This is a genomic window from Streptomyces chlorus (genome assembly GCF_042655885.1).
Taxonomy (GTDB): domain Bacteria; phylum Actinomycetota; class Actinomycetes; order Streptomycetales; family Streptomycetaceae; genus Streptomyces; species Streptomyces chlorus.
Genome location: NZ_JBHSOA010000042.1, coordinates 169,569 through 183,506, shown reverse-complemented (window position 1 = coordinate 183,506; position 13,938 = coordinate 169,569). Strand labels below are relative to the sequence as shown.

The window sequence follows — 13,938 nt, the reverse complement described above, 5'->3', positions numbered from 1 at the left end:
TGCCGACCCGACCGCCCTTTCACGCTAGCGCCATTTCGCCCCGCTGTCGCGATCAGCCAACCCTGCCACCGACCGGGCAGCGCCGCCCCCGCTCGCCGGGGAGCCGCATGGGGGCGGGGCGGATGGCGGACCGACTGGGCCGTAGGAAAACTCTGGCGATCGAAGGGCTGTTATTCATTGGGGGACCGCGATCCTCACGGTCGCCCCCGGCTACGTGGTGCTCCTGATCGGCCGCATCGTCCTCGGCGTGGCGGTCGGTGCGGTTGTCGTGGAAGGCCGGTCGACACGTTGAGGATAATGATTGCCACCACTATGATAGCTGTAGCTATCATAAATGGAAGAGGGTCTCTGTGGTGAAGCCGGAGCGGCTGTTCGCGCGGGACGTGGAATGGCAGGAGCTGGATGAGTTCGCCGGCTCCGGGCCGGGTGGGGCGTCGCTGGGGCTCGTGTACGGGCGCCGGCGGCAGGGCAAGACGCTGATGCTGGAGCTGCTGGCACGGCAGACGGGTGGGTTTCTGTTCGCGGCGACGCAGCAGAGCGAGGCGCAGAACCTGGCGGACCTGGGCGCTGCCTACGCGGCGTTCCGGGGACTACGGCAGCCGGTGATGTTCGGTGACTGGCGGGAGGCGCTGGACGAACTCCTGCGGATCGGCGAGGACGCCCCGGTGCCGGTCGTGATCGACGAGTTTCCCTACCTGGTGTCGGCGACCCCGGCCCTGCCCTCCTACCTCCAGCAGGCCCTCAGCCCGCTGAGCCATGCCAAGGAACACACGCGGACCCGGCTGATCCTGTGCGGCAGCGCTCTGACCACGATGGCGCAGCTTCTGGGTGGAGGCGCTCCGCTGCGAGGACGGGCGAGCATGGAGCTGGTGGTGCGGCCGTTCCGGTTTCGGGAAGCGGCCGCCTTCTGGGGGGTGGCGGACGATCCCGAGCTGGCGTTCCGGCTGAACGCTCTGGTCGGCGGGACGCCGGCGTACAAGGAGATGTGCGGAGGGGCGGGGCCGCAGGGCGCGGCGGACTTCGACCGGTGGGTGGCGCGCCGACTGCTGAATCCCGCGTCGGCCATGTTCCGTGAGGGCGGGCTGCTGTTGCGGGAGGAGCCGTCCATCTCGGATCCGACCTCGTATGCGGCGGTTCTGTCAGCGGTGAGCGCGGGATGTCACCGGAGATCGGAGATCGCCGGAGCGCTCGGCCGGCCGAGCAGCGCGCTGGCGCATCTCCTCTCCGGGCTGCAGGACATCGGCCTCCTGGAGCAGGTCGAGGACGCCATAAGGGACAAGCGCAGTGTGTTCCGGGTGGCGGAGCCCGTGGTACGGCTGCATCAACTGCTGACCCAGCGACACGAGCCGGAGCTGGTCGTGGGCCGGGCCGAGCAGGTGTGGGCGGACAACGCCGACACGGTCGCGGGAAAGATCTACGGCCCACATTTCGAGGAACTCGCCCGGCAGTGGTGCTCCGAACACGCCGCACCGGAGACCTTGGGTGGCCGGGCCACCTGGGTTCGCCCGACCGAGATCGCCTGCCGGGAACACCGCCGCGGGCATGAACTGGACCTGGTGGTCGCGGAGTCACCGGCTTTCGGCACCGAGCGGATCACCGCGATCGGAGAGGCCAAGGGTACCGTCACGCCCGTCGGACTGCCGCAGCTCGAGCGCCTCGAACACCTGCGGGGGCTGCTGCCCAGCGCCAGGGTCGGGGCCCTGCCCAAACTCCTGCTCTTCGCCCGATCCGGTTTCACGAACGACCTCCGGCACGAGGCCGAGCGGCGCAATGATGTGGAACTCGTCGATCCGGGCCGCATGTACCAAGGGGAATGACCTTGTGGCAAGAGCGAGGCGACGGGCTGACACCGGGCCCGCTTCTGCGACCCTCGCCGCCGGCCTGCACCTGCCGGCCCCGTATGTCCGGGCCGCTACGGAGCGCGGCCGCGCCGTCGACCATGGGCGCGGGGTTCGGCGCGGACGAGAACCGGGGCCGTGGCCTGGTCCTCGTCGACGCGCTCGCCGTCGACCGGGGCGTACGCGACCGCCTCGGTCCCGGCGAGACGGTACGGGCCGAGTGTGCGACGGCTCCCCGGGCCTGACAGTGCTGACAGTGCATGGTCGCGAACCTGTCCGACCGGAGCCCTGTGGGAGCGTCCGGAAGGCGATTGCCTGCCACGGCGAGCGGAAGGTGAGCCGGTCGGTGGTGAGTGACGAGCGCACCCGCGCCCTGCGGATGAACATCAGAGGTGAGCGGGTCGGCGCACGAAAAGTGGACATCCCGTACAGTCGCGGGCGTCGTTTTGGAACAATGGATTGACGATGACCTCCGAGACCTCCCAGCTGCCCGAACCCTCACAGCCCGCCGGCCCCGCATCCGCCGGCCCCGCATCCGCCGACTACGCCCCTTTCGCCCACCTCACCGTCCCCAACGCTCCCCTCTACCGCCAGGTGATGCGTGCCTTCCTCACCGCCAAGGAGCGGTTCGCCGTGCATCTGCGGCCGGAGGACGTGTACGCCGCCCTGGACGCGGGGAGCCGGCCCGCCGACGTCGAGGCGGTGACGCAGGCGCTGGACAAGCTCGTGGACTGGGGCAACCTGCGGGCCGACCCGGACCACGCGCGGGTGACGGCGGTCGAGGACTTCTACCGCAGGCGGTTCATCTACCAGCTCACCCGGGCCGGTGAGGCCGCCGAGGCGGCGCTGGGGACGTACGACGAGGTGCTGGGGCGGCGCGGCGAGCTCCAGGCGGTGGCGCTGCACGACATCGTCACGCAGCTGCGGGCGCTGCTGGTGATCGCCTCGGAGGACGAGCCCGATCCGGCCAAGGCGTACGTCGCCCTGTCCGTGCTGACGGCACGCTTCACCGACCTCGCGGACAACGCCCGTGCCTTCATGGGGTCGCTCCAGCGCACCATCGACCTGCACGACATCGAGGTCGAGGCGTTCCTCGCCTACAAGGACCGGCTGATCCAGTACCTGGAGCGGTTCATCCAGGACCTCATCACCCTCGGCGGGCGGATCGCCCTGCTGATCGGGGAGCTGGAGGAGCAGGGCAGGGTCGGGCCGCTGCTGCGGCTCGCCGCCGCCCGCGAGTCCGCCGACGCCACTCCCGAGGACGCCGAGCACGCGGAGGCGACGGCGTACGAGAAGTGGGCCGCCCGGTGGTCCGGGCTCGCGCAGTGGTTCGTGTCGGGGGAGGGGCGGGAGTCGCAGGCCAGGCTGCTGCGCGGGCGGGCCCTCGGGTCCATTCCGCAACTCCTCGCCGTCGTCAGGCAGTTGAATGAACGCCGGGCCGGGCGTTCCGACCGCTCGGCCGACTTCCGCACGCTGGCGCGCTGGTTCGCCCAGGCGCCAAACGACGCGGCGCGGCACCGGCTGTGGCGGGTGGCGTTCGGGCTGCACTCCTCGCGGCATCTCACCGTCGACGCCGACACCCTCGCCGAGCGGGCGGCCTCGCCGGAGCCGGCCTCGACGCCGTGGGGCGAGGCGCGACCGCTGCGGATCAGCCCCCAGTTGCGCCGTACCGGCAGCTACGAACGGCGTGGCAAGCCGCGCAAGGTGGCCGACCGGGGCGAGGCGAAGCGCAAACTCGCCGAGATCGCCACCCGGCAGGCGGGAGAGGCCAGGCAGGCACGGGAACGTCTCGTGACGGGCGGGCCGGTGCGACTGTCCCGGCTGGGAGAACTCGATCCGCTCGCCTTCGAGTTGTTCCTGCGCCTGCTCGGCGACGCGCTCGCCACCTGGCGGCCGGGCATGACCAGCACCGTGGTCACCAGCGGGGACGGTTCGATGGAGATCCGGCTGACCGCCCTCGGCGACGGATCGACGGCCGAAGTGCGCACACCTGATGGCGTGTTCAGCGGACCCGACCACCTGATCGACATCATCGACCTCACGGCGGGGGAGGACCGCGGTGGCGGGGCCGGCGTGCCCGAAGGGCACCTGCCCGCCTTGGGACATCCGAGTCCGCCGACAGCCATGTCCCCCCACGTGCCCGTATCCGCCCCCCGGCAGGACAGCCCCCTCCAGCCCTCCGGGGCCGCCCAAAACCGTAGGGAGACCCCATGAGCGGCCCCCTCGCCGAGGTCCTGGACGGCCAGCGCCAGGCCGATCTGCAGCGGGCCGCGCGCGCCCTGCTGAAGGAGCCGCTGCTCACCGCCGACGGACCGTACGCCGACGAGTTCCGGCTGGTGCGCCGCCACACCTCCGAACTGCGGGAGTGGTTCGAGCGCAACGTCGGCTGGTCGCTGCGCACGGACGCGGACACCGCACGGCTGCGCAAGACGCCGGGCACCCTCACCGACGCCACGCACCCCGCCCGCGAGGCCGCCCGGACCGCCCTGCCCTTCACCCGCCGCCGCTACGTCCTGCTCTGCCTCACCTTGGCCGCGCTGGAGCGGGGCGAGTCGCAGGTGGCACTCGGACGCCTCGCCGAACAGGTCGTCCTGGCCGCCGCCGATCCCGAACTCGTCGCCGCCGGGATCACGTTCACCCTGGAACGGCGCGACGAGCGCCTCGACCTCGCGGCCGTCGTCCGCCTGCTGCTGCGGCTCGGCGTGCTGCGACGGGTGGCCGGCGACGAGGAGGCGTACGTCAGCGGATCGGGCGACGTGCTGTACGACGTGCGGCGGCGGGTGCTGGCCGGGATGCCGGCGTCCCTGCGGGGCCCCTCCATGGTCGAGGCCGAGGAGTTCGAGGAGCGCCTGGTGGAGATGACGGCGCAGACCGCCCTCGACAGCGACGAGCTCAGGTTCCGCGCGATCCGCTGGAAGCTGACCCGCCGCCTCCTCGACGACCCGGTGCTCTACTACGACGACCTCACCGACGACGAACTGGCCTACCTCACCCGGCAGCGTGGCTTCATCACCGCACGCATCAACGAACTGACCGGACTGGTCGCGGAGGTCCGTGCCGAAGGCATCGCCATGGTCGACCCCCTGGACGACCTCACGGACGTCCGCATGCCGGAACAGGGCACACACGGACACGTCACCCTGCTGCTGGCAGGGCACCTGGCGCGGGCGGCCGGGCCTGTCGAACCGGCGGAACTGGCGGCCCGTGTACGGGAACTGGCCGTGGAGCACGGCGGATTCTGGTCCAAGTCGGCGAAGGAGCCGGGAGCGGAGCCCCACCTCGTCGAGCAGGCGCTGACCAAGCTGGTGGCGCTGGGACTCGCCGAGCGAACGGAACGAGGCGTCGTGCCCCGCCCGGCACTCGCGCGGTACGCGGTCGGTGAGCCCGTCGTCAGAGAACCCGGAGGGGCCCGCCGGCCTTCCACGACCGTGCAGGACGAAAGGTGAACCGCCCCGTGACCGCCCTCCCCAGCCCCGCCCCCGGCCGGTGGCGGCCCCTGCGCATCGGGCTCGTCGACCTGTTCCACTACGACGTCGAGGAGTTCTGGTTCCGCGACGGCCGGCTGCTGCTGCGCGGCAACAACGGCACCGGCAAGTCGAAGGTGCTCGCCCTCACCCTGCCGTTCCTCCTGGACGGTGACCTCTCCGCCCGCCGCGTCGAACCCGACGGCGACCCGGGCAAGCGGATGGAGTGGAACCTGCTCCTGGGCGGCGAGCACCCGCACCCGGAACGCCTCGGCTACACCTGGATCGAGTTCGGACGGCTCGACGACACCACGGGCGAGGCGCATTTCCGCACCCTGCTGTGCGGGCTGAAGGCGGTCACCGGACGCGGCATCGCCCGCCACTGGTTCGCGGTGACGGACCAGCGCGTCGGCGCCGGCCTCGACCTGCTGGACGCGACCCGAACGGCGCTGTCCCGGGACCGGCTCGCGGAGGCCGTCGGCAGTCACGGCATGGTGTACGACACGGCGAAGACGTACCGCAGAGCAGTCGACGAAGCCCTCTTCGGGCTCGGGGAACGACGCTACGGCGCCCTCGTCGACCTCCTGATCCAACTGCGCCAGCCCCAGCTGTCCAAGCGCCCGAGCGAAGCCGCCCTGTCCCGGGCGCTGACCGAGGCGCTGCCGCCGATGGACCAGGCCGTCGTCGCCGACGCGGCGGAGGCGTTCAGGTCGCTGGACGAGGAGAAGGAGGAACTGCGGGCGGCCCGCGAGGCCGAACAGGCCTCCTCGGCGTTCCTCGACCACTACCGGCGCTACGCCCGTCTCGCCTCCCGGCGCCGCGCCCGCCTGCCCCGCCGCGAACACGCACGGTACGAGAACCTCCAGCGGGAACTCCTCAAGGCACAGGCGGAACGGGAGCAGGCCCTGAAGGACCGCGAGGAGGCCCGCGCGCGAGGCGCCGCACTCGACGAACGGGCCGCGCGGCTGGCCGCCCAGGACGCCGCGCTGCGGTCCGGACCCGAGATGCGCGACGCCCGCGCCCTCGACCGGGCGGCGACCGACGCCTCCCGCACGGCCGGAGAGCGGAAGCGGGCCGAGGGGGACCGGCTCACGGCGGCCGAAGCGCACACCCGGGCCCTGGGCCGGCTCGCCACCGCGGGCAACCGGCTCACGGCGGCCCAGGAGGCCCTCGACGACATCCACGACCGGGTGGCGGAGAGCGCCGCCGCGGCCCGGCTCGACGTCCCCAGGACGGAGGGGGCCCCCGAACCGGTCCTGCGCCGCGAGGCGGACGAGGCGACGGCGGGCAGGCGGCGCGCCGCCGAGCACGTGGCGGAGCTCGCCACCCGGGCCGAGCGCGCCGAGGAGCGGCGCGGGGCCGCCCGGCTGCGCGCCGACGAGGCCGACGAGGAGGCCGTGCACAGCGGGGAGCGGCTGGCCGAGGCGCAGGAGAACGTCGCCGGGGCGGGGCAGGCGCTCGTCACGGCCGTGCGGGAGTACCTCTCCGGCTGCGTGGAGCTGCGGGTGCCCGGACTGCCGGGGGTCCTGGACGCCGTACAGGACTGGGTGAGCGGTCTCGACGGCCCGCTGCCGGCCCGTACGGCGGCGGCCGAGGCGCATCGCACCGCCGCCTCCCGCCTGGCCGACCGGGCGGCCGGGCTGGCCCACCGCGAGGCGGCGACGGCGGAGCGGCAGCGGCTGACGCTGGAGGAACTGACCGCCCTCGAAACGGGCGGGGAGCGCGGCCCGACGGCTCCCCACACGCGCACGCCCGACGTGCGGGACCGGGGCCTCGGCGCCCCGCTGTGGCGGCTCGTCGACTTCCGCCCGCACGTCACCGAGGCCGACCGCGCGGGACTGGAAGCCGCGCTGGAGGCCTCGGGGCTCCTCGACGCCTGGGTACGGCCGGACGGCTCCGCGGTCGCGGCGGACGGCCACGACGTGCTGCTCGACCCGGTCGGGCTGCTCGGCGGGGCCGGCCTCGACCGCGCGCTGTGCCCGGCGGTCAACCCGGCGGACGCGGGGGCCGCCGCTGTGGGGGAGGAGGCGGTCGCGCGCCTGCTCGCCTCGATCGGGCTGGCCGCGGGGACCGGCGACGGTCCCGAGGAGACCTCCTGGGAGGCCGGCGGCCACGACACCTGGGTCCGCGCGGACGGGCGCTTCCGGGTCGGCGCGCTCACCGGAAGCTGGGCCAAGGACAGCGCCCAGTACGTCGGAGAAGGAGCGCGGGAACAGGCACGCCGTACCCGGATCGGTGAACTGCGCACCGAAATCAACGGGTTGGCGGCAGAACGGGAAAAACTGGCCGAGGAGTCCCGCGCCGTGGCCGAGCGCCGCGCCGTGCTCGACGCCGAACTCGCCGCGGTACCGGGCGACGACCACCTGCGCCACGCGCACGCACGCGTCACCGCCGCGGCCGACGCGGCCCAGCGGGCCCGTGCCCGGCAGGACGAACGGGCCGCGGAACTGGCCCTGGCGGCGGAACAGGCCGACCGTGCGGCGGCCGAACTCGCCGAGACCGCGGCCGCCCTGCACCTTCCCACCGACCGCACGGCACTGGGTGCCGTGCGCCAGGCGCTCGCCGACCACACCGCTCGCCTGGCGGCCCTGTGGCCCGCGCTGCGCGAACACGCGGACGCCGGGCGCGCGGTGACCGGCGAGCAGGCGGAGACCCGCCGGGCCGAAGCCCTCGTGTCCGACCTCGCGGAGCGCGCGACGCAGGCGGCCCGGGCCGCCGCGGCGGCGGACGAACACCTCACGACACTCCGCTCCACCGTCGGAGCGGCCGTCGCCGAGCTCCAGCGGCAGCTGGAGGAGACGGCCGAGGCGGCCCGCGCCTGCGAGAACGAACAGCGCCAGGCCCAGGCGGACCACGGTGACGCCGACCGGCGGGCCAGCCGCGCCGAGGGGCGCATCGAGCGGCTCGCCGAGGACGTCACCGAGGCGACCGCCGCGCGTGAGGAAGCCGTCGTGGCGCTCCAGCGGTTCGCCGCGACGGGACTCCTCGCCGTCGCGCTGCCCGACCTCGCCGTACCGGACGACGACGCGGGGACGTGGGCGGCGACCCCTGCCGTCGCTCTCGCGCGCGCCGTCGAGTCCCGGCTCTCCTCGGTCGACGACTCGGACGCGGTCTGGGAGCGCGTGCAGAAACGGCTGAGCGAGGAGTTCGGCAGGCTCCAGGACGCGCTGTCGCGGCACGGCCACACCGCCACCGCCCGGCCGAGCGAGGACGGCATGCGGGTCGACATCGTCTACCAGGGCCGGGAACGGGCCGTGCCCGAACTCGCCGAGGCGCTGGCCGCCGAGGTCGCGGAACTGACCCGCATCCTGTCCGCACACGAGCGCGAGATCCTGCAGACCCATCTGATCACCGAGGTCGCCGGGACGCTCCAGGAACTGATCGGGGCCGCCGAACGACAGGTGAACGCCATGAACAGGGAACTGGAGGAGCGCCCGACCTCCACGGGAATGAAGCTGCGGCTGGTGTGGCGGGCGTCCCGCCGGGCCCCGCAGGGACTGGCCCAGGCCCGTGAACGGCTGCGCCAGTCCGCCGACGCCTGGTCGCTCGAGGACCGGGCCGCGGTCGGCGCGTTCCTCCAGGAGCAGATCGCCCGCCGGCAGGCCGACGACAGCACGGGCAGCTGGCTGGAGGACCTCACCGCGGCCCTCGACTACCGGGCCTGGCACGAGTTCGGCGTCGAACGCCACCAGCACGGCAAGTGGGTGCCGGCCACCGGGCCCGCCTCGGGCGGGGAACGGGTACTGGCCGCGTCCGTGCCCCTGTTCGCCGCCGCCTCCTCCCACTACGCGAGCGCGGGCGGTGCCCATGCCCCGCGCCTGGTCACCCTGGACGAGGCGTTCGCCGGCGTCGACGACGACTCGCGCGCCAAGTGCCTCGGTCTGCTGCGCGCCTTCGACCTCGACGTCGTCATGACCAGCGAACGCGAATGGGCCTGCTACCCGCAGGTGCCGGGCATCGCCATCGCCCAGCTCGCGCGCGTCGACGACATCGACGCCGTGCTGGTGACGCGGTGGGAGTGGGACGGCAGCGACCGGCGGCGCGGCCCGGAGCCCGGTGCGCGGGCGGACGCGTCGACGGCGACCTCCCCTGCCGGCGCCCCGGGTGAGGCGCCCGGGGCGCCGGCGGATGCCCGGGGTGGGCCGGTGCGGATCGCCGTCGCCGACGACACCGGCGGCCCGGAATCCCCGTGGACGTGAATCCTGCGGCGACTCCGCCTGCCCGCGGCGGCCGGAGTCCCGGAATTCGGACGGCGGCCGGACAGGAGACACCGGCGGACGATGCCGTCGTGGAGGCGACGCCGGCCGTCCCGTCACTGGTCGGGGACGCCGCACCGCCGCCGGTCGGGGACGCCGTCCCGTCACTGGTTGGGGACGCCGCACTGCCGCCGGTCGGGGACGCCGCGCCGCCGCCGGCCGGAGACCAGGCCGACATCGGCATCGACGCCGAGCGTCTCGGTCGTCTGCTCGGTGATCCCGGCCTCGCCTGGCTCGTGGGCCGCGCCCGGCAGCGGATGGCACGCGGGCGGCCGCTCACCGGCTCCGTCACCCTGTCCGACCCCGACGCATCCCAACGCCGGGCCGCCGAGCGCCTGCTGGGGCGGGCGCCACGAGCCGGTGGTTCCCTGAGCATGCGCCTCGACACCGTGGACGCGGTCCTGCGCCGCTCCGGTGTCAGTCCCGACGGGCTGGCGGCCGCCGTGGTGGCGCTCACCGGCCCCGTCACCCTCCGTGCGGAGACACGGGACAGGGAGGAACGAGCCTGGGAAGAGGCGTACGCCCCGCTCGACGTCCTGGACGCCGAGCTGGCCTCCTGGGCGGAGCGGATCCGCGGGGACGGTCTCGTACGACGTCTCGCCCGTACGCCGGAAGCGGCCGGCCCTCTGGTGGAAGCCGCCGTGCGTGTGCTGCGCGCGCTGCCCGTGTCACCTCCGACCTCGCGCGCGACGTTCGCCGCACGGAACCTCTCCGGCGCCCACGCTCTGGACGAGGGGACTCCGCTCGCCACTCTCGTCCTGTCCGGGCTCCGTTCCCTCACCGGCTTTCCCGACGGCGCCGGTGCCCGATGGCGGCGGGAGGCATGGGCCTCGGCGGGGCTGCTCATGGACGACCTGTCCTCGACCGTCCTCATCCTCAACCTGCGCGGCACTCCCTCCCTCGACTGGATGGCCGACGAGGGTGAGCCCGCGGTCCTGACGCTCCGCTCTCTCACCCGTGACACACCGGTCGCCGCCGTTCCGACGACGGGAACCGTCCACGTCTGTGAGAACCCGGCCGTGCTGTCCGCGGCCGCCGACGCCTTCGGCCCGGCGTGTCCGCCCCTGGTGTGCCTCCAGGGGCAGCCGTCGGCAGCCGCCCTCACCTTGTTGCGGGGCCTGTCCGCGCAGGGAGCCGGCCTTCTCTACCACGGCGACTTCGACTGGGGCGGTGTGCGCATCGCCGCGGCGCTGGGACGAAGCGTCCCTTGGCGGCCGTGGCGCTACACGGCCGCCCACTACCGCGCGGCAGCGGCCCGGGTGACCGAAGCCCCGGACCTGACAGGATCGCCCGCCGCGACGCCGTGGGATCCGGCCCTGGCCGTCGCTCTCGCCGAGTGCGGTGTCCGGGTCGAGGAGGAAGCGATGCTGGACGACCTGCTGACGGACCTCGGACCGGGGGCCCTTTGAGGTGCGTCCCGAGAGGCGCGGCGCGGGCACGGAACACTGCCGTCGCCATCGGTCCCGGGTGTCCACGGATGTTCCCGCAGGTCATCTGGTTCTGCCGCGTTGGCCGACCTGTGTTCAACGATGTGCCGAAGTCGGACTCGAGGCGATGGGACCCGGCCACCCTCTCCGTCAAAGTAGGTCGAGTCAGGCGTTCCGTTCGAAGTCCCGCGTTCAGGCGCTTCAGCGTCTGCGCTGGTCCTCGCCGTGGTCACCGTGTGACGTCCAGCTCGGTGTACATGCCGGCTATGTAGTGGCCGGGGACGTTGCAGACCAACTCGTAGCGGCCGGGCTGCAACGTCACCGTGGTCCAGGCCATCGCGCCGGGCGCGATGCCGTGCCCGGCCCCCGCACCGCAGCTGCGTGACGCCTCGCCCAGGCTCCCCGCCTCATTGACCCGCCCATCAGCTCGGGTGGGGCGTTCCCCTGCGGCCTGCCCCGCCGACAGGGGCAGCACCATCACCTCGTGGGGGAGGGCGCCAACGTTGACCGCCCGCAGCGACACCTTGCCGGCCGGGACCGTGCTCGGCGTGGCGCGCAGATACATCATGCCCATGCCCTGCCAGCCGGGGCCCGGGGCGCGCCAGTGGGGACGGCCCATCATGCCCGGCCCCATGTCCCCCACGGTCACATCCACCAGGTGCCCTTGCAGAGCAGGCGAACTGCAGTGCGCCCCCGGTGCTCGCCAGGCCGCCGGCGCACTGCCACGGAAGGCGCCGGTGGCGGCGAACAGCAGGGTGGTCGCGATGCCCAGCACCAGTGCGGCGACCGCCCCGGCGACCAGCAACCTTCCGCGCGGCCGGTTCGCGCTCACCGGTGCTCCCGCAACAGCGCGAGCCGGCGTTTGTACTCGTCCTCGTCGATCTCCCCGCGGGCGAACCGCTCGGCGAGCAGGTCCTCCGCTCGCCTGCTTCCCCACCCGGGCTCACCGGAGGAGGGAGGCGGGCCGCCCTGGTGGCCGTGATGGCTGCCCGCGAGGTAGCGGACAAGCGCGACGACACCGGCGATCACCAGCGCCCAGAACAGCACCATGAAGATGGCCATGAAGAACCAGCCGCCCCAGCCCCAGCCCCAGCCGCCGTCGTACCACATCATGCCGATCACCTTCCTCGGGCAAGCCCCACCTCCAGCATGCGTCACCGAAGGCCACCGAGCCTTGCCTGCTCACCACCGAACTCGTCGCCTGGGTGGCGACGTCGTAGATGTCGAAGGCCCATCGCGTCGGGCTCACGTGGTAGGGCACGACGTTCTGCCCGGCTGGAAGCCTTCGCAGTTCGGGGATCAGGACCTCGATGACGAAGCAGCCTCCGGGTTCCAGGTGAGCCGCGGCGTTGCGGAAACAGACCACCTGCTCCGCCTGCGTCGTCAGATTCAAGATCGCGTTGAAGAGCAGGTAGGCGACGGAGAACGTCCCGTCCACCCTCGTCGTCGCGAAATCGCCGATCGTGACGTCGATCGCGTCACCGCCTGGCTTGGCACGCAGCCGGGCAACCATCGCTTGCGACAAGTCGATGCCGTGGACCTGGACTCCGCGTTGTGCCAGTGGCAACGCGATGCGCCCCGTCCCGATGCCCAGCTCAAGGGCCCGGCCACCGTCGGTCAGGCCCGCCAGAAAGTCGACCGTCTGGTCGATGACGCCCGACTCGAACATCTCCCCTGACGACTGGTCGTAGGCCGTCGCAACACGCTCGCCGAAGTAACCGTCTTGATCGTCCATCGCCAGACCGTACTGGGGAGCCCGTCACAGCGCGCGTAAATTTCGCTGAGCGTGTGGCGTCGATGGCCATGAGTTCCATTCCGAGGCTCGTGGCGTGATGGAGCCATAGATGGTGGAACGCCCGATCTTGAAAGTCTGGGCGATCTTCGGGACGGGGGTGCCGGAGCCGTAGAGCTGTTGTGCCTGCTCGGCCTGTTCAGGAGTGAGTCGTGGCGGTCGCCCGCCGGTCTTGCCGCGGGCCCCCTCCTAGTCCCGTTCTCCCTCCGCTTGCGAGGGAGTGGTCTGGTACGACTCCGTGAGCTGTTCCTCCTCATCCCGTTCTCCCTCCGCTTGCGAGGGAGTGGTCCGGTACGGCTCCGTGAGCTGTTCTTCCTCGGGCGCGCCCTCCGCCTGTGAGGGGGTGGTCTCGCTCATCACGTCACCTTCTTTCCGGCTTTCGCGGGCCGTGGCCGCGGAACCGGAAGCCGCCACCGCGGGCTTTCGAGTTCCCCGAGTCCCCGGGAAAGCGTGCGTCAACCATCCGCGGGGCCCCGCAGGGGCCAGTGGCGCGCGGCACCCGCCGGCGGAGGCGCCGCCGGACCCGCTCCAGGGGCAACAATGCCCGGGTTGAGAGCGTTCGAGGAGGGCACTCGATCGCGTGGGTGGACGGCCCCCTGGCCCGTTGCGGAGAGGAGGGGCAGCCATGAGCGTCATCGAAGGCGCTGTCGACGTCGACGTCCCGGTCCATGTGGCCTACAACCAGTGGACTCAGTTCGAGTGCTTTCCCCGGTTCATGCGCGGCGTGCGCCGGGTGGACCGGTCGCGCTCCTCCATGACGCACTGGGTGACCGGGTTCGGCGGCGTGACCCGCGAGTTCGACGCGGAGATCACCGAGCAACGCCCCGACGACCGGGTGGTGTGGCGCACCGTGGGGACGCCCCGCCTGACCGGTGCGGTGAGCTTCCGGGCGCTGGGGGAGACCCGTTGCCGGGTCGCCCTCCGTGTCGATTTCACTCCGCGCGGCGCCGTCGAGCGGGCCGGGGACGCCCTGGGCCTGGTCCGCAGGCAGGCGCAGGGGGATCTTCGGCGCTTCAAGGAGTACATCGAGGGCCAGGGCCGGGAGAGCGGGCAGTGGCGGGGAACGATCAGTGGCGGCCATGTGGAACCGGACTCCGACCGTCTGCCGCCGCGGGTGCCGAACTGGCCGACCGGCTGAGAAGCAGCCGTGATGCCACACTT

10 protein-coding genes and 2 pseudogenes are annotated in these 13,938 nt (G+C 72.9%); 7 read left to right on the top strand and 5 right to left on the bottom strand.

The features are described 5' to 3' along the window. Positions 1 to 350 precede the first annotated feature (350 nt). From ACFPZI_RS20015 to ACFPZI_RS19990, 6 genes are all read left to right on the top strand, one after another. Positions 351 to 1,817: an AAA family ATPase gene (locus ACFPZI_RS20015; RefSeq protein ID WP_381364756.1), complete on the top strand. Its 1,467-nt coding sequence runs from the start codon at positions 351 to 353 to the stop codon at positions 1,815 to 1,817. A gap of 83 nt (positions 1,818 to 1,900) precedes the next feature. After that, positions 1,901 to 2,083: a hypothetical protein gene (locus tag ACFPZI_RS20010; RefSeq protein WP_381364754.1), complete on the top strand. Its 183-nt coding sequence runs from the start codon at positions 1,901 to 1,903 to the stop codon at positions 2,081 to 2,083. Between the two features lie 220 nt (positions 2,084 to 2,303). Further along, entirely contained in the window at positions 2,304 to 4,052 is a 1,749-nt protein-coding gene (locus tag ACFPZI_RS20005; protein ID WP_381364752.1) for a TIGR02677 family protein, read from the top strand. After that, the gene (locus ACFPZI_RS20000; protein WP_381364750.1) at positions 4,049 to 5,284 is read left to right on the top strand and encodes a TIGR02678 family protein; all 1,236 of its coding nucleotides are present in this window, start codon (positions 4,049 to 4,051) and stop codon (positions 5,282 to 5,284) included. Before ACFPZI_RS20005 ends, ACFPZI_RS20000 begins: the two co-directional genes overlap by 4 nt. 8 nt (positions 5,285 to 5,292) lie before the next feature. Beyond that, positions 5,293 to 9,501, top strand: coding sequence for a TIGR02680 family protein (locus ACFPZI_RS19995; RefSeq protein ID WP_381364748.1), 4,209 nt, complete (start codon positions 5,293 to 5,295; stop codon positions 9,499 to 9,501). An 89-nt stretch (positions 9,502 to 9,590) separates the two neighbouring features. Continuing rightward, on the top strand, positions 9,591 to 10,967 hold the full coding sequence (locus tag ACFPZI_RS19990) for a TIGR02679 family protein (RefSeq protein ID WP_381364746.1): 1,377 nt from the start codon (positions 9,591 to 9,593) through the stop codon (positions 10,965 to 10,967). Positions 10,968 to 11,214: 247 nt separating this feature from the next. On the opposite strand, the gene ACFPZI_RS19985 is transcribed toward ACFPZI_RS19990, so the two are convergent. From ACFPZI_RS19985 to ACFPZI_RS19965, 5 genes and pseudogenes are all read right to left on the bottom strand, one after another. Then, positions 11,215 to 11,817, bottom strand: a complete 603-nt coding sequence (locus tag ACFPZI_RS19985) for a hypothetical protein (protein ID WP_381364745.1) — start codon at positions 11,815 to 11,817, stop codon at positions 11,215 to 11,217. Beyond that, complete coding sequence (locus ACFPZI_RS19980; RefSeq protein ID WP_381364744.1) at positions 11,814 to 12,098, bottom strand: SHOCT domain-containing protein; 285 nt, start codon at positions 12,096 to 12,098, stop codon at positions 11,814 to 11,816. The genes ACFPZI_RS19985 and ACFPZI_RS19980 overlap by 4 nt, the downstream gene beginning before the upstream one ends. A 4-nt stretch (positions 12,099 to 12,102) precedes the next feature. Continuing rightward, positions 12,103 to 12,720, bottom strand: a pseudogene (locus tag ACFPZI_RS19975) (class I SAM-dependent DNA methyltransferase); the annotation flags it as partial. A 24-nt stretch (positions 12,721 to 12,744) separates the two neighbouring features. Continuing rightward, positions 12,745 to 12,930: pseudogene (locus ACFPZI_RS19970) on the bottom strand (helix-turn-helix domain-containing protein); the annotation flags it as partial. A 36-nt stretch (positions 12,931 to 12,966) separates the two neighbouring features. Next, positions 12,967 to 13,134: a hypothetical protein gene (locus ACFPZI_RS19965; RefSeq protein WP_381364742.1), complete on the bottom strand. Its 168-nt coding sequence runs from the start codon at positions 13,132 to 13,134 to the stop codon at positions 12,967 to 12,969. A 268-nt stretch (positions 13,135 to 13,402) separates the two neighbouring features. Between ACFPZI_RS19965 and ACFPZI_RS19960 the strand changes: the two genes are divergently transcribed. Next, positions 13,403 to 13,915 (top strand): SRPBCC family protein, encoded by a 513-nt coding sequence (locus ACFPZI_RS19960; RefSeq protein ID WP_381364740.1) that lies wholly within the window; start codon positions 13,403 to 13,405, stop codon positions 13,913 to 13,915. The last annotated feature ends 23 nt before the right edge of the window (positions 13,916 to 13,938 follow it).

What these genes read in the sequence shown, in the direction of transcription:
- ACFPZI_RS19980 (WP_381364744.1), bottom strand. Translation starts at nt 12,098, where the DNA reads ATGATGTGGTACGACGGCGGCTGGGGCTGGGGCTGGGGCGGCTGGTTC.
- ACFPZI_RS19960 (WP_381364740.1), top strand. Translation starts at nt 13,403, where the DNA reads ATGAGCGTCATCGAAGGCGCTGTCGACGTCGACGTCCCGGTCCATGTG.
- ACFPZI_RS20000 (WP_381364750.1), top strand. Translation starts at nt 4,049, where the DNA reads ATGAGCGGCCCCCTCGCCGAGGTCCTGGACGGCCAGCGCCAGGCCGAT.
- ACFPZI_RS20010 (WP_381364754.1), top strand. Translation starts at nt 1,901, where the DNA reads ATGTCCGGGCCGCTACGGAGCGCGGCCGCGCCGTCGACCATGGGCGCG.
- ACFPZI_RS20005 (WP_381364752.1), top strand. Translation starts at nt 2,304, where the DNA reads ATGACCTCCGAGACCTCCCAGCTGCCCGAACCCTCACAGCCCGCCGGC.
- ACFPZI_RS19965 (WP_381364742.1), bottom strand. Translation starts at nt 13,134, where the DNA reads ATGAGCGAGACCACCCCCTCACAGGCGGAGGGCGCGCCCGAGGAAGAA.